14 protein-coding genes and 1 pseudogene are annotated in these 20,695 nt (G+C 42.1%); 4 read left to right on the top strand and 11 right to left on the bottom strand.

Annotated elements, in window-relative coordinates; translation table 11 throughout:
- The first annotated feature begins 65 nt into the window (after positions 1 to 65).
- The 3 genes from JOC74_RS22590 to JOC74_RS22580 all read left to right on the top strand — a co-directional run bounded on the left by JOC74_RS22590 (position 66) and on the right by JOC74_RS22580 (position 8,362).
- Positions 66 to 527, top strand: coding sequence for a DinB family protein (locus tag JOC74_RS22590; protein ID WP_053605216.1), 462 nt, complete (start codon positions 66 to 68; stop codon positions 525 to 527).
- Between the two features lie 262 nt (positions 528 to 789).
- The gene (locus JOC74_RS22585) at positions 790 to 1,986 is read left to right on the top strand and encodes an ROK family transcriptional regulator (RefSeq protein WP_053605215.1); all 1,197 of its coding nucleotides are present in this window, start codon (positions 790 to 792) and stop codon (positions 1,984 to 1,986) included.
- Between the two features lie 112 nt (positions 1,987 to 2,098).
- Positions 2,099 to 8,362: a TIM-barrel domain-containing protein gene (locus JOC74_RS22580; RefSeq protein ID WP_053605214.1), complete on the top strand. Its 6,264-nt coding sequence runs from the start codon at positions 2,099 to 2,101 to the stop codon at positions 8,360 to 8,362.
- Positions 8,363 to 8,502: 140 nt separating this feature from the next.
- Here the strand turns inward: JOC74_RS22580 and JOC74_RS22575 are convergent, their stop codons facing one another.
- The 10 genes and pseudogenes from JOC74_RS22575 to JOC74_RS22540 all read right to left on the bottom strand — a co-directional run bounded on the left by JOC74_RS22575 (position 8,503) and on the right by JOC74_RS22540 (position 17,887).
- Positions 8,503 to 9,132 carry a DUF1349 domain-containing protein gene (locus JOC74_RS22575; RefSeq protein WP_053605213.1) on the bottom strand — a complete coding sequence of 210 codons (630 nt, stop codon included), beginning with the start codon at positions 9,130 to 9,132 and terminating at the stop codon, positions 8,503 to 8,505.
- 270 nt (positions 9,133 to 9,402) lie between these two features.
- Positions 9,403 to 9,804: pseudogene (locus JOC74_RS23775) on the bottom strand (ROK family transcriptional regulator); the annotation flags it as partial.
- A gap of 107 nt (positions 9,805 to 9,911) precedes the next feature.
- Positions 9,912 to 10,235 (bottom strand): MFS transporter, encoded by a 324-nt coding sequence (locus JOC74_RS23770; RefSeq protein ID WP_225970271.1) that lies wholly within the window; start codon positions 10,233 to 10,235, stop codon positions 9,912 to 9,914.
- Positions 10,193 to 11,218, bottom strand: coding sequence for an MFS transporter (locus JOC74_RS22570; RefSeq protein WP_225970270.1), 1,026 nt, complete (start codon positions 11,216 to 11,218; stop codon positions 10,193 to 10,195). The genes JOC74_RS23770 and JOC74_RS22570 overlap by 43 nt, the downstream gene beginning before the upstream one ends.
- A gap of 192 nt (positions 11,219 to 11,410) precedes the next feature.
- On the bottom strand, positions 11,411 to 12,877 hold the full coding sequence (gene gucD, locus JOC74_RS22565) for an alpha-ketoglutaric semialdehyde dehydrogenase GucD (RefSeq protein ID WP_053605211.1): 1,467 nt from the start codon (positions 12,875 to 12,877) through the stop codon (positions 11,411 to 11,413).
- 22 nt (positions 12,878 to 12,899) lie between these two features.
- Positions 12,900 to 14,075 (bottom strand): UxaA family hydrolase, encoded by a 1,176-nt coding sequence (locus tag JOC74_RS22560; RefSeq protein WP_053605210.1) that lies wholly within the window; start codon positions 14,073 to 14,075, stop codon positions 12,900 to 12,902.
- Positions 14,062 to 14,367: a UxaA family hydrolase gene (locus tag JOC74_RS22555; RefSeq protein ID WP_053605209.1), complete on the bottom strand. Its 306-nt coding sequence runs from the start codon at positions 14,365 to 14,367 to the stop codon at positions 14,062 to 14,064. The genes JOC74_RS22560 and JOC74_RS22555 overlap by 14 nt, the downstream gene beginning before the upstream one ends.
- Before the next feature lie 42 nt (positions 14,368 to 14,409).
- Entirely contained in the window at positions 14,410 to 15,309 is a 900-nt protein-coding gene (locus JOC74_RS22550) for a fumarylacetoacetate hydrolase family protein (protein ID WP_053605208.1), read from the bottom strand.
- A 74-nt stretch (positions 15,310 to 15,383) separates the two neighbouring features.
- On the bottom strand, positions 15,384 to 16,151 hold the full coding sequence (locus JOC74_RS22545) for an IclR family transcriptional regulator (RefSeq protein WP_053605207.1): 768 nt from the start codon (positions 16,149 to 16,151) through the stop codon (positions 15,384 to 15,386).
- 329 nt (positions 16,152 to 16,480) lie between these two features.
- Positions 16,481 to 17,887, bottom strand: a complete 1,407-nt coding sequence (locus tag JOC74_RS22540) for an Ig-like domain-containing protein (protein ID WP_053605206.1) — start codon at positions 17,885 to 17,887, stop codon at positions 16,481 to 16,483.
- 386 nt (positions 17,888 to 18,273) lie between these two features.
- Here JOC74_RS22540 and JOC74_RS22535 point away from each other — a divergent pair, with 386 nt between their 5' ends.
- Positions 18,274 to 19,839 carry an MIR domain-containing protein gene (locus tag JOC74_RS22535; protein WP_053605205.1) on the top strand — a complete coding sequence of 522 codons (1,566 nt, stop codon included), beginning with the start codon at positions 18,274 to 18,276 and terminating at the stop codon, positions 19,837 to 19,839.
- A 453-nt stretch (positions 19,840 to 20,292) separates the two neighbouring features.
- Here JOC74_RS22535 and rpsI read toward each other — a convergent pair whose 3' ends face one another.
- The gene (rpsI, locus tag JOC74_RS22530; protein ID WP_053605204.1) at positions 20,293 to 20,685 is read right to left on the bottom strand and encodes a 30S ribosomal protein S9; all 393 of its coding nucleotides are present in this window, start codon (positions 20,683 to 20,685) and stop codon (positions 20,293 to 20,295) included.
- Positions 20,686 to 20,695 lie beyond the last annotated feature (10 nt).

Here is a 20,695-nt window from a genome sequence, read left to right as displayed (position 1 = left end):
GCTTGCTAAATAAGAGGAAATGGGAGGAACAAAGCGAAAAATATAGAAACAGGAGGGATTTTTTCATGAAAATTTTATTTGAATACAACTGGGAAGTTCGAGACGAGTGGCTGGAATGGTGCAAGAAGCTTTCACCCGAAGAATTGATGAAAAAAAGAACAGGCGGAGTGGGAAGCATTTTAAAGACAATGTTCCATATTATCGACGTCGAAATAAGCTGGATTTATGCCATTTTAGAAAAAGAGGATTTCCAACCAGAATATAACGATTATCAGGAGCTTGAAAAGGTCGTTGAGTTTTCTAAAATGTACCGTGATGAAATGCGGGAAGCGGTGCTGCATATTCTAAAGGATCCGGATGCCCACTTGTACATACCTTGGTGGAATCAAACCTTCGCAAAAGGAGTTATTTTAAGGCATGTAATCGCCCACGAAATTCATCATGTGGGACAGCTATCCGTTTGGGCTCGAGAAATTGGCACTGAACCGGTTTCAGCAACTCTTTTGAACAGAAAATGCATAAGCTAGGTCCGATATATCTGAATAATAGTGATAAATCAGACTCGATCTTCTACCAGATTGTCGGCCCCATTTTATTTTATTGCAGCACCGATGCTGTACATAAAAAGGGAAAAGACAAAAGCCTTTTAAACAAAAATTTTCATCTGCTTATTCGTTGAACATGGGATAAAGGATCTGTATTTTGAATTCTCTGAAATTTATCTTGTATCACTCATTCAATCATGTTAAATTTATGAAGAAAAAATGGCAGGAAAGAAGAGTGTAGGGAATGAACTTGCTCAGAAACGGAAGTAAGGATCTTATTAAAGAACTGAACCGCTCCATCGTGATTAATATGGTCCGCCTCCAAGGAAATCTTTCACGCACCGAAATAGCGAAGGAAACCGGACTGGGTTTATCAACAGTTACAAATATTATCGATGAACTTATTAAGGCGGGCCTTGTCTCCGAGATTGGAACTGGAGATTCAAATGGAGGCAGGAAGCCTGTATTGTTAAAATTCAATGGAGATTTTGGAATTATTGCCGGTTTGAAAATAGAGCCAAATCAAGTGAAGATGTGCCTATCTAACTTGGAGGGCAAGATCTTACATAAAGCTCATTTTTCTTATACTCTCAAGGAATCGAACCAATTATCAACGTTAATTATTGAAAAATTAGAGCATTTTATTGAGCATAATGTATGCGCTTCCAAATTAGCGGGAGTTGGCATTGCCACACCGGGGTTAACAGACCGGGAAAGCAATGAAGTTGTCTATTCGCCCATATTAAAGGTAGATCATGGGGATTTGAAGCCTATTGGCACTCACTTTAATGTCCCTTTGATTATTGATAATGATGCAAATGTATTCGCACTTGCTGAAAAGTGGATAGGCATAGGAAGAGAATACAGAAACTTCATTGGCATAACAGTAGGTGCCGGTGTAGGAGCAGGAATTGTCATTGATAACATGTTGTTCCGCGGAGCCTTTGGCGGAGCCGGAGAGTTAGGCCATATCACGATTCAAAAGGGAGACCGCATCTGTTATTGCGGGCAGCGAGGTTGTTTAGAACTATATGCTTCTGATGCTTTTCTTGTAAATGAAGTGAAACGAATGGTCCAGGTTGGCACTCCTACATTATTAGCGTCGGATACTCCCATTACACCAGAGAATATCTTCTTGGCAGCGCACAAAGGAGACCCATATGTACAGGAATTGTTGGAGAAGCAAGGAGAAAACTTAGCAATAGGCATAAAGAGCATGATACATCTATTTAATCCAGAAGCCGTCATTTTAGGCGGGGAAGGAATGAGAGGAGGCGATTTTCTACTAAAAGGTATTCAAAAAGAGCTGGCTGTCCACTTTTTCGTAAAACATCCTCGCAAACTTCAGTTTCACACCTCGCAGCTAGGCGATGATGTATGGTTAATTGGTGCGTGTGCCTTAGTTGTTAGTAATCTATTTAAAGTCCCAATTTACAAATAATAAAGTTTCATATTGTGCAGTTACTTCATTCACTGAATAAAGTAACTGTTCCAACCAATTTTGATAACGCTTACACCATGTTCTATGGACCAAAAAAATGGGGAGGAAAAACATGCGGAGACACAGTTATTTTCAGAAAGTCATGAAACTATTGCTTATTATTTCATTGGTTTTTTCTGCGTTTACAGTTCGTTCTGCGTTTGCAAGAGATAGTGAGTTTACTAGACAAGGTTCAGGGCCGATGTACTGGATTACATATGAACATCAATTTGGAAAAGATGTATTCATGCCGGAACATCGTTTAAAAGATAACGTTGATTGGATGGCAAAAAATTTCCGTTCTTACGGTTACGACATGATTAGTACTGATGGATGGATCGAAGGGTCAACGTTATTAAACGAAAACGGTTATGTAGTATCGCATAATGATCGATGGATGAGTGACCCGATTTATATGGATGGCCGCGATAAACCATATCTTAAGCCAGGGACATTATTTAACGGTGACTTTGAATACGCGACTACTGAAGGTTGGAATATCAAAGGAAACGCCGATTCTGGAGTCGATAAATCTGGTGCCCGTAATAACTTTAAGTTTTATTTTTATAAAAACGAACCTTTTAATGGTTCCGCGAGTCAAACTGTGACCGGGCTGGAGAAGAATAAAACCTATCGTCTTTCTGCTTGGGCAACTTTAGGTGATTTTTCCGGCTCAAACCAATTTACCGATGAGACAATAGGAAGTTTTGTTGAAATGAAGATCAGTCAGGATGGGAAAGTAGTAAAGAAGGTACCAATCGAGCTAAGCTCTAGTTATAAAAACTATACAATCGACGTGGCATCGGTTGGAGAAGATATGACGGTTGAATTTGTCATTGATTCCAAACGAGGAAACGCTTCTTTTCAGCTTGATGATATCACCTTTGCAGCTGTAGATCAGGATCAACCTTCAATTCCTGATGAAAATGTCGTGGTAAATGGCGGCTTTGAGCAGTCTGAAACAGAAGGATGGACATATGAAGGTGACTTTGCCCACGGCCGAAATGATGATCCTGAAGGAGATAAGTCGTTATGGACCTACAGCGGAAATCCGAATAAACAAATCATTTCTCAAACGGTAAAGGATTTACCAGATGGTAACTACCGTATCAGTTCCAAGGCGAAAGGAAAAAATGGTGTTGCCGACAAAGGCGCAGCATTAGAAATGAAGCTTTCTGGATACGACAAGGCTAACCCTGAAGCTACTGTAAAAAAGCCAGTCACATCAGAAAACTGGGCATCATATGCAGAGACTGTTAAAGTGACTTCAGGCCAATTAAAAATTGAATTTATTGTCGATCCTACGGAAAAACAAGTACGTGAAGCTGGAATCGATATCGACGATGTTTCCATTGTATACGACAACTGGAAGAGTTATCCGCACGAACGTTATCCAGATGGACATACATGGAAGCACTGGGCTGAATATGTGAAAGCTAAAGGAATGAAATTTGGGATCTATTATAATCCGCTTTGGATCAGCCCGGAAGTGGTAAAAAATCCGGATAAATACAAGGTTAAAGGTACAGATACACCAGTCGCTGATCTCGTGATTACAGAACCGCAAGACCTCGGCAACGGAAAAACACTTCAAGGCGATCGCTTCGATGGCGGCCAAGGAGGAGAAAGAGCTCTTTATTGGTTAAATGTTGACCATCCTGATGCCGAAAAATTTTTAAAAGGATATGTGGATTTTTTTGCTGAGCAGGGAGCCTCGTATTTACGTGTAGACTTTTTATCTTGGTATGAAAGCGGTTACGATAAAGGGTTGGGACAAATCGGGAAAGGCCATACAAGAGAACAGTATCGCAAAGCACTACAATGGATGAATGAATCCACTGAAAAGAATGATATATTCCTTAGCTTGGTTATGCCTGACTTAAATAACCACTCTGAATATGAACAACAGTACGGAGATATGATTCGAATTGATGAGGATGCTTTCAGCGGCGGTTGGGAGCATATCAGCGGACGGAGGCAAGAGTGGACAAATAGCTGGTCACAATGGGCCAATCCGTTCCAAGGTTTTACTGGATTTGCGGATATTTCAGGACGAGGATCAATGGTTAATGACGGTGACTTCTTAAAATTAAATTCGTTTAAAGGCCGTTATGCCGAGGACGAAAAGAAAACAGCAATTTCTTTATTTACCATGGCAGGCTCCCCCATTACCATTGCTGATCAATATGACACCATTGGAGATAATTATAAATATTATCAAAACCCTGAATTAATTGAATTGAACAAACTTGGTTTTGTAGGAAAACCAATCTTTTATTCAAATAAACATTATAAGAACAATGTAAGTCGCGACAGTGAACGATGGGCCGGCCAATTACCAGATGGATCTTGGGTCGTTTCTCTCTCCAATCGCAGTGATACAAGCAAAGGGCTGTCAATGGATTTCAAAAAAGACCTTGGAATCAAGGAGGAAGCGTTTACCCGGAACCTATGGGAGCATAAAGATCTCGGCTACCGCACGATGTATTCTGAAATGCTCGATCCGCATGATTCGACTGTATTGAAGCTCATTCCGAAAAACAATAAGAAAGTATATCAAACTGAAGTTGCTTCATATCAAGGAGGAGCCATCTTTGATAACGAACAAATGGGATACGATGGGTTTGGCTATCTCAAAGGGTTGGACAAAAAAGGTTCAAAAGTAACGATTGCCGTTGATATGCCTGAAGCCGGGAAATTCCCGCTTGGAATAAAGTACGGAAATGAAAATACAGAAGCTAGTACTTTATCTCTTTCTGTAGAGGATAAGAAGATGAATGTTATTGATGCAGCGACGAAAGTGTCGTTCCCGAGTACCGGTGATAAATGGGGAACTGTCGAAAAATCTGTACAGCTGAACAAGGGGGTAAATTTAATCACCCTAGAATTTACAGGTGAAGATACAGGTTCGACTTTCATTGACTCCATTCAATTCGGGACCGGTACAGGCCAGCTCGTTAACGGTGATTTTGAAATGGGCAATGAAACTGGTTGGAAAGTCAATACCTTTGGCACAACCGTTTGGCATGGTGTCGACAAAAACGATGCTTATGAAGGATATAAGCAATACTTGTATTCTCCGAATGAAGGCGGAAAAGTTTCTTCCAAACAAACGATTGTTGGATTAAAGGATGGCGAGTATAAGGTTTCGGCGATGGCCAAATTAATGCCTCATTTGGATCCGTCATTTTCAGGCGGGGTTGCTAAAATGATTGTATCTCAGCCTGGTAAAGAGAATGTTGAAGTAACGATTGAACCAAATCTAAAGGATCCAGATGGTCCTGTAAAGCAGAAGTGGAACGCTGATGAGTTCGAGTATAAAAATTTTAGCACGGACACGATTAACGTCACGGAAGGTGAATTGACTCTAGAATTTTATATGGAAGCACCTAAAGCAGATACTTCCCTGCAGCTTGATAATGTGAAGCTTCAACCAGCAGACTCTGAGGGTCCGCAGGATGCAGAGGTCCAACTGTATAACAAAGGGTTTGAGCAAGGATTCACTGGTTGGAGCCGTACCAATATGGTCAACCAGTCCACCCAATCAGCAGACGAAAAGACATTTGCACGAATTGCTGGTAAGGAAGCTTACTCATCAGATATATGGCAATTTGGCAATGCCCCTGTTGATGGAAACTATCAATTATCAATTAATACCCGGAAATCCGGAAACTTTGAAAATGCATCGCTTTATGTCACTTATTCTGGAGGGACAAAAGAAGTTCCGATTCCAGCAAGCAGTGATTGGAAAGAAGTAAAAGTCCCGAATATCCAGCTAATGGCCGGTGAAGTCGTAAAGGTTGGCGTTATCGCAGATGGCCAGGCAGGAAGTGTTCTTGATCTCGATGATGTCAAAATGATTCAGAAGGATCCAACCGAGCATCAAAATGTTTCTTTTATAGAAAGTTTAGATGAGTATGCACCGTATTCTGTTTCTGAGGATGGGAAATCGATTGTCTTGAACTCTAAGAACCAGGAAAAGATAAAAGTCGAGTTCGTTCAAGAAGATACGGCTAAAGTATGGATGGAACCGACTGGAACATTTAAGAAAAAAGATTCTTTTGTTGTCGACGGGGAGGCAGCAGATGTAGTACCAAAGGTTGCTGATAAAGGTGATTACATCTTGATTCAAACTGATAAATTGAGTCTCCGTGCTAATAAGTCTCCATTTAAGCTAGGATACTATAATGCAGCAAATACGAAAATGTTAACGGAGCATAGCGACGGAAACGGTTTAGGTTATGACGGAGATACCGGCGTTTATTCTGCCATGAATCTTGATCCAAAAGAGCATTTCTTTGGACTGGGTATGGATCGCGACTCTCAATCCTTTGACCGCAGAGGCCATAAGGTCGTGATGAACAACGGAATGAAGGGCGGATATGGCGGAAATACTTCAGATATTTCTGGTACGTTCTTAACAAGTACGAAGGGTTATGGTCTTTATTTTGATAACACCTACGAAAATGTCACGTTCGATATGGGTGCGACTGACAGCGGGAAGTATTCTTTCAGTTCACCAAACGGCGAAATGATTTACTACTTTATGGCGGGTGAAAAGGAAAATACTTTAACTGATATCATGAAAAGTTATGCGGATCTAACGGGTACCGCTCCATTGCCGCCACAATGGGCGATGGGTTATATCCAATCAAAGTATGGATATAAGAGCTGGCAAGAAGTCAATAAGATTGTTGACACATTCCGGCAAAAACAAATTCCTTTAGATGGCATGATTCTCGATGTTTATTGGGCCAAAGATAATCACTACTTTGACATGACTTGGTCTGAAGCGTTTGCTAATCCAAAAGAAAGCATGGAAGCGTTAGCGAAGAAAGGAATCAAAACGGTACCGATTGTCGATCCGTACATTCAAGTAACAGCGAGCAACTTTAACGAAGGCGATAAGAATGGATATTTTGTTAAGGATGCTTCAGGAAATACAGTGATTTATGATGCATGGTATGGGAAAGCAGGTTTAGTAGACTTCACCAATCCAAATGCAGTTGATTGGTTCAATTCACAGGTTAAAGCCCTTCATGATTCCGGTGTGAAAGGATATTGGATTGATTTGAATGAACCAGAGATTGGAACGGACTCGTTAAGGCACAAATTCACAAAAGGAAGCGCTGCAGAAATAAGAAATGTGTATGCTCTAAACGAAGCGAAGTCGTTCTATCAAGGTCATAGAAGCTACAGTGATAACCGTTTATGGAGCTTGTCTCGTTCCGGATTTTCTGGAATTCAAGAATACGGAACGACTGTATGGAGCGGAGATGTAGATGCAAGCTGGGAATCATTAAGGCACAATATGCAATTGGGATTAAGCTCTTCTATGTCAGGGATGCCTTATTTCACAACGGATATTGGTGGATTTTACGGCAAACCGACTGCAGAACTTTATACACGTTGGATGCAAGCGGGTTCATTTATGCCAATCTTCCGTGCGCATAATTGCGAATGTGGTGATCCAACAAATACAAGAGAGCCATGGGCGTATGGTTCTGAAGCAGAAGGCATCGTAAAACAAGCTATCAACCAGCGTTACAAACTGCTGCCTTACATTTATTCAGCAGCTAAGCAAATAACTGAAGGAAATGGATCTTTAATGAGGCCACTTGTCATGGATTACACAACGGATCCAAACGTATATGAAATAGAAGATCAATGGATGTTTGGTCCAAATATGCTAGTGGCACCGATTTCATTGGAAGGAATATCGAAGAGAAGTATTTATCTTCCAAAAGGTACATGGTATGACTGGAGCACCCAAAAAACGTTTGCTGGAGGACAAACCATTGAGTACGAGGCTGATTTGTCTACAATTCCTGTATTTGTGAAGGAAGGGGCGATAATTCCGCAGCGTGAGGTCCAAAATTATACAAACGAAAAACCTTCAACAGAAATAACGCTGAAAGCCTACCCAAAACAAAATGGTACAGCTTCCAGCTTTACCTTATATGAAGACGACGGCCAAACCTATAAATATGAAAACGGACAATCGGCTGATACAAAGATTACCGCAGCATCTACTGATGATACTACTTCACTTCAAATTGCAGGGATGAAAGGAAGCTTTGACGGCCGTATTCAAAAAAGAACATGGACCGCCGAAATAAAAGCCAACGCCGGGAACAAAGGAGTAGACTCCGTTAAACGAAACAAGAAAAAACTAAAGCTAGCTGCTTCCAAAGAAGCGGTTAAAACAGGGAACGACGTTTGGTACTACGATGCTAAAACAGATATGTTATATGTGAAAACGGCGCAGGTCTCAACGGATGAAGAGCAAGTGATTACTGCTAAAAAGGGAAAATCAGCGGGTAAGGATAAGAAATAGAAAACTGGAAGACTAACAACATTAATCAAACAAAAGGGAAAACTTTAGATACAGAGCTCGGACTTTGGTCCGGGCTTCTTCCTTTTTTTCACCGTGAGCCTTCAAAAGTGAGTGAGTACACGTCAAGCACCTATAAGTCATTAATAAACTTTTGTATCATTATTTATATTTTCAATCTTTATAAAGTCGAACTCTGCTTCGCAGCCTTCTCCTTGCGGACTACAAGCATAGATGCCAACTTTAATATTATCTGTCTCTTCAACTAGATGAGTCATTCTTATTTGACTCCACGAAGTACCATCTAATGAATAATCAACATAGTAATTGTTTTCTCTTCTTGTAATTCGATAAAAAAGTGAAGTATCGTCTTCTGAAAATTCCTGGCTAGACCAATCAGAATAACCTTGATTTGTTACGACAACACCTAATTTACTATGGCCGTCAGGTATATATTCAACAGAAGTCTTTAACCAAGTATTATTTGAAAATCGTACCATTAAACCTGCTTGGTCGTATCTATTTTTTGGTTTTGATTTTACTTTAGTAGTTAATCTAAAGTCTCCGTGCAGTTCATAGTACAAAAAATGTCCATTATCAGCTTGAAAACCATAATGTGTTTTTTGCCAAAAATCCGTTTGCTTGTCAGTTTTAATCATTAAATTCGAGCGTTCAGGATTAAGCTCCCACTCTTTAGGCGGGGAATACCATTCTAAATTTTTATCAATTTCGGTATTATTGAACTCGTCTATCAGTATGATGCTATCACTCATAATCATTGCCACCTTTACTTATTATTCATTCCGTTTTCTGTAGCTTCCTAATCGGAATTGAAAGTTGATTTGTGCAAACACCTTCAGCAGGTTTGCCAAACAATGATTTTAAAAGACCGCCGTCACAGTATTTGTCATGCTTTACTATCGTTCTTATGAAAATAAACAATCCTGTAATAAACCTGCCGATTGTTATTTCTGCGAATATAAGGAAACATTGTGCAGCTAACGCTTCGGAGTAATCATAAGACCTATTCCAAGACTTTGTAATCAATATAGATAATCCTGTTTCCAATCACTCATTGTAAGCTCTGGAAGGTGCTCTGCCGGAATATATTTTGAACTCCTTTTTGCAATTTGGTTTATTATTAATTTGTTCACTTCATCATTGCAAAAAATGAACATATGATTAATGATAATTACAAACGAAGCGACTAACCGGTAATTGCATCAATCTCATTTTCCTCACGGACAGATGCTTTCTTAGGACTATTTCCATTTTGAAAAGCTTGTAGAAAATTACGGTCATTATACTGAGGGACGAATGAAACCTCTCCCGAGAAAAAAGTAATTCCTCGTACCACGTCTCCATTTTATCAGAATTCCTGCTACTGGACCATTTTGACCGGAATACAAATAGATAAGGGACTGATGGCTGTGATTGGCGGTCGAAAGCGTTTTCGAGTATAAAAAAGCCCTCAACCCAAAAGGTGTGAGAGCGTCTTGATTATTGCAATTCGAACATTTCTGCATATACGGACCGAATAATTAATCATTTTTTATAAACTCAACTGGCTGCTTGGTGAGTCCACCCCAGGAATAATCGGTTCTACCTTTCCAAGCCAGAAAAGATAAGTTAATGCACCCGCCAAAGTAACAGCTCCAGATACTAAAAGAGCCGGGATAAACGAATGAGTCGAAGTGATGATGAAGCCGGTCACGATCGGCCCTAAAATCCCTCCTATGTTCGAAACGCAATTTTGAAGGCCTCCTGCTATTGAAGTCATATTAGGCGGCGCGACGTCTCCCGGCAGTGACCAAATCGCACAGGCAGCTGTCGTTAAACCGGCATAAGAAACAGACAATAAAGCAATGGAAAGCACTGCGGAATCAACCAATCCGGAAAAGCAATCATCGTTGCCAGCAACATACCTCCAACAAGGCTCAACTTACGTACAAAGGTTAACGAATAGCCTTTTGAGTAAAGGTGGTCGGAAAACCAGCCCGCGATGAGTTCAGCCACTAATCCAACTAAAGGGGGAATCATCGAGACCCAGCCCATTTTCATCAATTCAAAGCCGCGTTCTTGAACGAGGTAGGCCGGAAACCATGTAATAAAAAAGTAAATCGCATAGTTTAACATGAAAAAGCCGACACACATGGCTTGAATATTACGGTATTTTAGTAGCTCGTACCATTTCATCGACTTTGTTTGATTAAGCCCTTCTTTTTTGACCTGCCCGTCCCGAATATAGGTTAGTTCATCTTGATTGACATACATATGCTTTTCCGGGTCACGGTAATAGGCCCACCAGATAACTACCCAGATCAATCCTAATAGGCCGGAAACGATAAACGGAACTTTCCATCCAAACATCGTCATTAACCAAACAACAAGCGGCATCGCTAAAGCTGTCCCCACTTTGGATCCACTATCAAAAATTGCAGAAACCCTGGTCCTTTCTTTATCAGGAAACCATTTCGCTGTTACACCTGCGTTACTTGGGTATGCGCCAGCCTCTCCTATTCCTAACAGCACACGAAAGATTAGGAGAGATTTCAAACCTTGGCTGAGAGCTGTCAATGCAGTGGCAATTGACCACCAGGCAACACAAAAAGCAAGCGAGAATCTCTGCCCAACTTTGTCGGCTAACCAGCCTGCAGGAATCTGAAATAACGCGTAACTCCAAAAGAAAGCTGACATGATAATGCCCATTTGCGCTGCATCTAGTCCAAACTCCTCCATTAAAGCAGGTGTTGTCGCTGACAAAACGGTTCGATCCAAATAATTAATTGCAATAGCAGCCCACATGAGAATAGCTATGTTCCAGCGAACTCTTGTCCTTTTTCCCGTTCGTTTTCCCATTATTAAACCTCCCCTAAGCGGTATTCTTCCAGTAAATTTTGTAAGCGCTTACCAAAAATCAAGTGAGAGTCCGTGGAGACGAGGTTTTGAGATTCTCTTAAATAGACATTGTGGTGACTGGACTCCCGTAAATGAAAACCGTTCCCTAAAATCCTTCTAACTTTTAGGGAACGATTTATATAGCCAATCCGTTTATGCTTTTACAAAAACAGTTTTGATAGAGGTAAAGAATTCGATTGCCGCTTGTCCCTGTTCTCGGGAGTGAGAACTGGATTGTTTCATTCCTCCGAACGGTGCCTGCAATTCTACACCTGCTGTTTCAGCATTTATTCGAACAAGTCCGGCATCCGTTTCGTTAATAAACGAAAGCATTGTACCAATGTCTTTTGTATAAATGGAGGCACTAAGCCCAAATTCTACATCATTGGCAAGCGTAAGTGCTTCTTCAATTGTTTTAACTTTTATGAGTGCAAGGACTGGGCCAAAAATTTCTTCCTGAGCAATAACCATATCGTTTGTGACGTTCTCAAATATTGTCGGAGAAACGTAAAAACCATCTTCGGTGCCTTTTTCATCACAATATCCACCGCCGAATATCAATGTTGCACCTTCAGCTTTTCCTTTTTCTATATAGGAAAGAACGGTGTTCATCTGACTTTCACTGGCACACGGGCCCATCCACGTGCCTTCCTCCATTCCGTTTCCTATGGTAATCTCTTTTACTTTTTCAAGTAATTTGTCTTTAAACGCATCATATACCTCAGCCTGAACAAATACCCGGCTCGTGGCCGTGCATTTTTGCCCTGTCGACCGGAGTCCGCCGCTTATCGTTCCTTCTACCGCCAAATCCAGGTCGCTATCTGCTGCAATGATCACTGGATTTTTCCCGCCCATCTCCAATTGATATTTCGCTCCTCTAGCTAGGGCAGCATGACCAATCTGTTTCCCGGTTACGTTTGAACCTGTAAACGTAATACCGTTGACATTTGTATGGTTGGCAATTGCCGCCCCTACAACAGAACCTGCGCCAGTCACCATATTCACGACGCCAGCCGGAATGCCTGCCTTATCCATGCACTCAACAACCTTAGCTGCTGTAACAGTTGCCTCCATTGCCGGTTTTATCACGACTGTATTGCCGTATATGAGCGCCGGTGCCATTTTCCAAATTGGAATGGCTACTGGAAAGTTCCACGGAGAAATAACGCCGACAACTCCAAGCGGAACGCGTGTCGTAAACATTAAGGCTTCACTGTCAGTAGACGGAATGACGTCTCCTACTTTGCGCATTCCCTCACCGGCATAGTAGCGCAAAATCGCGATCCCGCGCATCGTCTCACCTTTAGCTTCTGGAAATGTTTTCCCCATTTCCCGTGTCATCGATTCGGCAATTTCGTCCAGACGGCGTTCAAGTTGGTCGGCAATTTTGTAAAGGTAATTGCCGCGTTCGGCTCCAGAAAGCTTTTGCCACGCTTTTTGCGCCTGTTTTGCCGCGAATACTGCTTTATCAACATCCTCTTCAGTTGAGGATTGGATTCTTCCTACGATTTCGTTTCTATTGGCAGGATTAATGCTTGTCACTACATTGTCTGAAAGAGATGCGACCCATGTCCCATTAATATAATTAAGATAGGTTTTCACTTGCGTTGTAGTTGTCATAATCAAACTCCTTTCCTTATCTTTAAAATGTAGGCCCAATTCGCCAAATACCGAAATCATGCTGCTTGAGAATTTCTGCTTTCGTAAACTTCCCGGAAGCAACAAGCTCGATTTCATCTAAAATGTGCCGACCAACCGATTCGATCGACTCTTTTCCTTCGATGATCGTTCCAGCGTTCAAATCCATGTTATCTCCCATTTCTTCAAACATTCTTGTATTTGTCGCAATCTTAATAACAGGGGCAATGGGAGATCCGGTTGGAGTACCTCTTCCTGTGGTAAACAGGACAATTTGAGCTCCTCCTGCAACCATGCCCGTCAACTGCTCAATGTCATGTCCAGGTGTATCCATCCAAACCAGACCCTTTTTCGATGGAGCTTGGGCATAATCAATCACTTCCTGCAAAGGCCTGCTGCCTGACTTATTCGAAGCGCCTAACGACTTTTCTTCCAGAGAACTTAAGCCTCCCTTGATATTTCCAGGGCTTGGATTTCCCGTTCGAATATCAACGCCCATCTTGATTGCCCGGTTTTCCATAGCCCCAATTACTTCATATACACGTTTGGCAGTTCTATCATCGGCCGCACGTTGAGCCAATAGATGCTCAGCACCAATAAGCTCTGTTGTTTCTGCTAAAATAGCAGTACCTCCATGATCAACCAGCATGTCACTAACCACTCCAACTGCAGGATTTGCGGATAATCCGGAACATGCGTCCGAACCCCCGCATTCTGTTCCAATCACGAGCTCGCTAAAATCGCATAATTCTCGCATTTGAGCAGAAGCATCCTGAACCATTTTTGCGGCAATTTTAGATCCTTCGGCGATTGCACCGAGCGTTCCTCCGTGATCTTGAATCGAAACCACTTCAACCGGCTTTCCTGTCTTTGCCAGTTCTCCAGCTACACTGCGTGCTTGGTGGGTTTCACAACCAAGCCCTAAAACAACAACTCCATAAACATTCGGATTTGTCCCCATTCCTACATATGTACGGAAGGTTTGGTCGTAATCTACTCCCACCTGGGCACACCCATGCTGATGAATAAAAGAGACAGTGCCATGCACCAATTCCGTAATCTGTTTTGCGGCTTGCGTTGCACAAGTAATCGTTGGCAAAATCAGCACATGGTTTCTCACTCCAACTCTGCCATCGGAACGCCTATATCCCCAAAATGTCTTTTCATTATTCCACTCCAACTTTATCCCCCCGCCCGCGTTTTCCCTCTAGATTGTGAATATGAACATGTTCTCCCGGTTCAATATCTTTTGTGGCTGCCCCAATGACTTCCCCGTATTTAAGAATATCTTCACCCTTGGAAATTGGTTTGACGGCAAACTTATGCCCGAATTCAATCGTACCTTTCATTTCAATGAAAAAGCGTTCATCTTGGCATGCCACTTGGACATGGCTCCCTGCTGGTAAACTCATTAAAGCAACAGCTACGTTATCATGCGGTTTCATCATTACAGTCCTAAAATCTGTATTCATAAATAACCTCTCCCGCTTTACATTTTTCTTATAAATATCTGTTTATGAAGTTGGTATGGCTGGATTCGCCAAGCGGACAGGATTCTGTAAAACACCGATATCAGAGATTTCGATCTCGATTCTGTCCCCATCTGCTAAGGTGAATTCATTGGGCGGTATAATACATGTACCAGTCAATAAAACAGTGCCATCAAAAATCTGATTATCTTTAAGCAGATAGGAAACTAGTTCATCAAACGTTCGTTTTAATTGGCGCGTACTCGCTTTTTCTTCTACAACTTTTAAGCCGCCTCGATAAATTCTGCATGTGATCTCAAATTGATAAGGATCTTGAACCGTTTCTGCCAGAAGGACGGCCGGTCCAATGGAACAGGAATGTTTCCAAACTTTCGCCTGAGGAAGATAAAGCGGGTTTTCCCCTTCAATATCCCGGCAGCTCATGTCATTTCCTATCGTGTATCCTAAAATCTCTCCTTTGCTATTTATGACAAGCCCTAACTCTGGCTCTGGGATTTGCCAATGAGAGTCACTGCGAAGGCATACTTCATCATTTGGACCCACTGTTCTAGCTGCTGTAGACTTCATGAAAATCTCCGGGCGTTCTGCATCATAAACCTTGTCATAGAACGTAACTGATTCAATTTCTCCTTCTGAAGACTCAAAGTTTCTGGCATCTCTGCTCCTTTCATAGGTGACACCGGAAGCCCAAACCTCTGGCGCTTCAATAGGAACCAGCAAAGATAAACTTTCAACAGAATGAGAAATTGGATCCACACCCAAGACAGCGCTTTCAACAAAGGCCAGAAGAGAAAGATTTTGGTCATTTGCTTGTTGGACCAGTTTCATAAAATCCGCTTGAGGCAGTGGATAAACCTTTCCCTCTTTTGTTAATGCAGCCAGAATCGCAACAGAATTTTCATTTACATAACGAATGATACGCATACCATACCTCCTGATAAATGTTTTATATTATAAAACTCAGTTTTAATATATAAACATGAAAGAAGGGATCCGATTTATCTTAATAGTATCCCAAATCCCATTTGTTCTGATAATTCGGAGCCGACTGCCTTTAGTTGAGCAGCAAACTCCTCTAACTGAGTTTCATCAACGCGGGCAACAAGAGTAGAAAGACTAATAGCAGCAATGGTCTCATTTTCATTATTTCGAACGGGTACTGCAATACAGCGAACCCCTGGCTCATTTTCTTGATTATCTATTGCGTATCCCCGAGTACGAACTTTTTCAAGTTCAAGCATGAAATCTGCTTTGTTTGTGATGGTGTTTTCTGTTTTTTTAAAGTAATCATATCCGTTTAAAACCTTTTGTATTTCTTCTTCCTTCTTAAAAGCGATTAAGGCCTTTCCAACAGCAGAGCAATGGAGAGGGATTCGTCTTCCTATCCGGGAATAAAGGATAACAGCCATGGGGCCTTCCACTTTATCTACGTATACCCCTTCTTTTCCATCTAAAATAACAAGATGGGCGGTCTGCCCTGTTTTTAATGAAAGGTCTACTAAATACTTCTTTGCTATATGCCTGATATCTAATGACTGAATAACATAATTTCCTCTTTCAAAAAGCTTCATTCCTAATCCGTATTTTCCGTTTTCCGAATTTTGCTTAATGTATCCATATTCCTGAAGAGTTTTAAGTAAAGAATGAATCGTACTTTTATGCAGGCCCATAAGCTCGCTGATATCTGTTATCTTTAGCTCAGTTGTATGTTCGTCAAATAGGTCGAGGATACGAAGGGCTCGTTCTACTGATTGAATGATGGGCATACCATATCACCCTTCCGTTTTATAATATAAAACTGTATTTTACTATTACGAATAATTTCGGCAACCTTAATATAATACGGATTATTCTGAAAAGTCAATTGATTTTTAAAATTTTCTCGGCATCACTTGGTGAAGACACTGCCCAAAAATAGGTGGTCCAAAGCATTTTCAGGCATAAAAAAGACCCCCAAGCAAAAAGCCTGGGGCCTTCCAAACGCCAGCATTTATGGTTTTGTATGGCTTTAAGATAGGTAAGCAACAAAAATATATATAAGTTGTGTGTAATACCCTTATAACAATTTGAGTAAAGAAAGAAAAAGTTTTTTATACTATTTTGATCCAAGGAACAAGTGGGAGAATGTGTTATCCCACAATACACGCCAATAAGATTCTGAGTTAAGTGCTGGCAGTTCAATAGTCGCTGTTGTAACATACACAAAGCCGTTTCCTGACTCAAAGTACGCTGTCGTCGGCAAAGTACCGTTTTTTCTTATGGCCATAAGGACGGTTGCATTTGACGGTAAGTTATCAAGTATACTAAAAGAAGCGTAGTAATAATATAGTGATTCAGGTAAACCTTTTGTAATCGGTGAATCAGTGTTCACTACGAAATTTGTATAATGATAAGCTTGGGTTTTTCTTATGTTATTCGGACCTATTGCCCAATCTCCCTGTTGCCATCCCATACACGCACCGCCAAAGTAGAGAACACCTCCATTTGCGACCCATTCATCTATTTCGGCCATACGAGTTCGCAAAACATAATAGACGCTTTGTGGTTGGTCTGAAGCTAACACTATACGATCAAATTGACTAAAATCTACGGTGGCAAGTTTAGTTGAGTCAACGACAGTATAAGTCATATTATGTTCATTAAATGTTTGATTCCAGATGCTCGATTCCCAAGGTAAAACTTGTTGAATTAAAAGAATGTTTTCTGCTCTGAACTGCAATTTAGACGGAGTATAAAATTCAATGACTTTTTGAACACTTTGTTTATTTACAGCATCAGAGTATGTGTTATCTTGGGAAGTGATGGTTAAATTGACGGTTTCAGCTTTGTTATTACGTAAGCCGATGCTGCCTTCTCCATTATCATCCTCATCTATTACCAAGGGATTTGATTTCAACGTGGAGCTATCACTCGTAACATGTACTGTTGCATTAGTAGCTGGATTTCCATAATCATCTGTAACTTTTATATTCACTTTTCCTTCTTCTTTCGTAGAAACCCGTGCGTTTTCCACTTCAGCCCAAAGATTTGTTGCTTCTCCTATAGCCGAGCCCGTTTGAAAAGAAAAAGTATAACTAGCATTATTTGAGTTGTTCTCTGTGCTTTTTAAGTCGGCTTTAACCGACAGGGTAACCTCTTGAATTGAATGGCGTTTTAGATTTCCATGAGTAACGGTAATTCGTTTGCTCTCAGGATCGTATGTACTTTCGGTGGAAATGCCGTTTATGGCAACATCAAATTTTCCGCTTGAAATCTTTTTTTGAAACCTCTTGAATGCGGGAGCCTTCTCATCCAAACTGATTTCAATTTGTGTATCAGGTCGAACACCAGTAGCTCCATCATCAGGCATTACTGAAGCAATAGGTAACATCTTTTGTAGTTGGGACTCTCCATTTACCTGAACTGCGGTCTGTGGATTTTGAATTGATGAAGCCGCTTCCGCCGTCCATGCTAGTGAAAAGGCCAGCAAAAAAACTAAAATCGATGAAAACAATTTTTTCATAAAAAACTCCCCCATAGCTTTTTATACAACGATTCAAGTTATTCTCCTTTCCTACAAAAAATACCTCTTTATATCTAGTTAATTATCTGGACAAATTGTGGCCTTAGTCATAATCTTTTCAATCGACTGGACCTTTAGACTTATTTGCATAAAACTTGTAATATGCTCATAACCATTTTGAGAAGCATTTCAGCTTCATTGTTCTGAGATTGATTGAGATAGGTGGTGTACACATGGCTGTTCCAGGTAATCAACGGGAATGAAAGTTTTGTAAAACGTAATGATAACCAAAAACAACAAAGATTTGGTTAATTTTTTTGTTGTATAGAAGCAACGGGAACCATTGAAAATGGTACCAATACCTTTCCGAGTGGAGTGATTAAAAGATGGCCGACCAGCTTAAGCCGGGGCAAGAACTAACAGCAAACCAACAGATCACCGCAAACAATGGGCGAGCATTCCTGATCATGCAGGATGATGGGAACTTCGTACTCTATGAAGTACACCGAGGCAACAACATACCGGTTTGGGCGTCCGGCACCGACGGCAGTGGTGCCGTGAAAGCAGTCATGCAGGATGATGGCAACCTTGTCGTCTACAAGGCAAATGGACAGGCGGTCTGGTCTTCTGACACCTGGGGGAACGCCGGAGCATATCTCATTCTTCAGGACGATGGGAATGCGGTGGTCTACACCAACCAGGGAAATGCGATCTGGGACTCAGGAACGTGGCGCCATAGTCGAAAGCTTGGTTTTAACCCAGCGGATCACGGGTTTTTGTTTCCAAACAGTTTCATCAATTCTGTGGCTAAGATTCCGGGCTATGGACAGGTGACAACCGAGGGACGGTGCGGCGGAATGGCTTTTGCCGCGCTCGACTACTTCCTCGGGGGCATTCCAGTTCCGAAATACGCCGGGAACTTGTTTAATGCAAATGTTCCCCCGGATGGACACTGGCTTGCGGATTACATTTACAGTCGGCTTATGGACAGCTTCCTTGTACCTTCCTCCATCAAGTATATTCATTGGTCCGTAGCGTCCGATCATGCTACCACCTTTGGAGGAAAGGGAGTTACCCGCTGGACGAAGGAGGAAGAATTTCCAAAGCTACGGTCGCGCATCGATGCCGGTCAGCCGGTTGTCCTCGGGCTGATAGATGCAACCAGCCTCGGGGAGATCGGATCGAAGAATCACCAGGTTCTAGCCTATGGGTATGAGTGGCATTCGAAAGCTGACATTATGAAAGTGTTCGTGTACGATAACAACACGGTAGGAAGGGAGGTAGTTTTGTCCTCCGAACCAGGCAACCCTCACTTTGACGCCACGAACACCGACCCTTGGCGGGGATTTTTCGTAGTCGACTACCAGCAGAAGACCCCGCCTGTGTTCACGACCATGCCGCCTGCGGCCAATGCTGCGGTCCGATACGGTCAGACCATTAAGGTAAGTCATCTCATGACGGGGCTGACTCTCCATTCGCACGCACTGAACTACGGCCACCGCGGCAGCTCAGGTCAGCAGCAGGTAACCTGCTTCAGAGGGGCAGATGACAATGACCTCTGGAGGGTCAAGGGACCACATGGTACGGAAGCGAATCATAGGAAAGATGAAGTAGTCCAACATGGCGATGTGATCCGGCTTGAGCACGTGGTTACGCAATGCAACCTGCACAGCCACTCGGGACACCCTTCCCCTGTCACCGGTCAGCAGGAGGTGACCTGCTTTGGCGCCGGAGATCAGGGAGACGACAACGACAACTGGCGGGTCGAGGTCGACGGTGGTGGTCAGTGGACCGCTCAGCGACGAGTCCGACTTGTCCACCTGAGCACCAACCATACGCTTCACTCCCACCGCGGGCTCAGCGATTCCCGCTGGACTGCCGGCCAACAGGAGGTAACCGGCTTCGATGGCCGTGACCACAATGACTGGTGGTGGCTCCTCGAAATTCGATGAGAGTGATCATGTTTCAAGTTGTCGGGTGACATGAAGAAAGCCGCTTACCGGGTAAAGAACCGGCAGGCGGCTTTCGTGTAATCCATACCCCCAATCTTAACAACCTCGTGATTTCCTCGATTGGGCCACAGTAACCTGCGACCTCGCCGTCCGCGTTTTTGACGATAAAAAAAGACCGCTATTCAACTAAACAGCTCCGTTCTTTTATGTGCACCTTTGTTTAGAATGGTTTATTAAATTTTTTATAATTCATAAATAAAATACGATACCTTTATAAATATTCCGTGATCAGAGTGTAGCAAGAAATTTAATGGCATCCAACATATATAGGTGGTTTAAAATTACTTTTTTTCTAGTACCGTTCCCTCTAGATTGATATGTGGTCAAAATCGTTTTCAGGCATAAAAAAGACCCCCAAACCAAAAGGTCTGAGAGCCTTCCAAACGCCAATAATTAACGTTTTGAGAACTGAGGTGCACGGCGAGCGCCTTTAAGACCGTATTTTTTACGTTCTTTCATGCGTGCGTCACGAGTCAGCAAGCCTGCACGTTTAAGAGTCAAACGGTATTCTGGATCCGCTTGAAGAAGTGCGCGGGCAATTCCGTGGCGGATTGCTCCGGATTGTCCTGCGTAGCCGCCTCCATTTACGCTAACCAATACATCATAGTTAGAAGCAGTTTCCGTAAGAGTTAGCGGTTGTTTGATATCTTCAATAAGAGCTGGAGATGGAATGTAATCTGTAATTTCACGTTGATTAACAACGATACGTCCTTCGCCTGGTACTAAACGCACGCGTGCTACAGAGCTTTTGCGGCGGCCTGTACCGTAATATTGAACCTGTGCCAAAATAGTTAAC

The organism is Bacillus capparidis (assembly GCF_017832095.1).
Lineage (GTDB): Bacteria > Bacillota > Bacilli > Bacillales > Bacillaceae > Bacillus > Bacillus gobiensis.
This window is presented reverse-complemented; position numbering and strand designations above follow the sequence as displayed.

Bases quoted from the DNA above. Each gene is read 5' to 3' on its own strand.
- JOC74_RS22590 (WP_053605216.1), top strand. From the start codon at position 66: ATGAAAATTTTATTTGAATACAACTGGGAAGTTCGAGACGAGTGGCTG.
- JOC74_RS22585 (WP_053605215.1), top strand. From the start codon at position 790: ATGAACTTGCTCAGAAACGGAAGTAAGGATCTTATTAAAGAACTGAAC.
- JOC74_RS22580 (WP_053605214.1), top strand. From the start codon at position 2,099: ATGCGGAGACACAGTTATTTTCAGAAAGTCATGAAACTATTGCTTATT.
- JOC74_RS22575 (WP_053605213.1), bottom strand. From the start codon at position 9,132: ATGAGTGATAGCATCATACTGATAGACGAGTTCAATAATACCGAAATT.
- JOC74_RS22570 (WP_225970270.1), bottom strand. From the start codon at position 11,218: ATGGGAAAACGAACGGGAAAAAGGACAAGAGTTCGCTGGAACATAGCT.
- gucD (WP_053605211.1), bottom strand. From the start codon at position 12,877: ATGACAACTACAACGCAAGTGAAAACCTATCTTAATTATATTAATGGG.
- JOC74_RS22555 (WP_053605209.1), bottom strand. From the start codon at position 14,367: ATGAATACAGATTTTAGGACTGTAATGATGAAACCGCATGATAACGTA.
- JOC74_RS22550 (WP_053605208.1), bottom strand. From the start codon at position 15,309: ATGCGTATCATTCGTTATGTAAATGAAAATTCTGTTGCGATTCTGGCT.
- JOC74_RS22545 (WP_053605207.1), bottom strand. From the start codon at position 16,151: ATGCCCATCATTCAATCAGTAGAACGAGCCCTTCGTATCCTCGACCTA.
- JOC74_RS22540 (WP_053605206.1), bottom strand. From the start codon at position 17,887: ATGAAAAAATTGTTTTCATCGATTTTAGTTTTTTTGCTGGCCTTTTCA.
- JOC74_RS22535 (WP_053605205.1), top strand. From the start codon at position 18,274: ATGGCCGACCAGCTTAAGCCGGGGCAAGAACTAACAGCAAACCAACAG.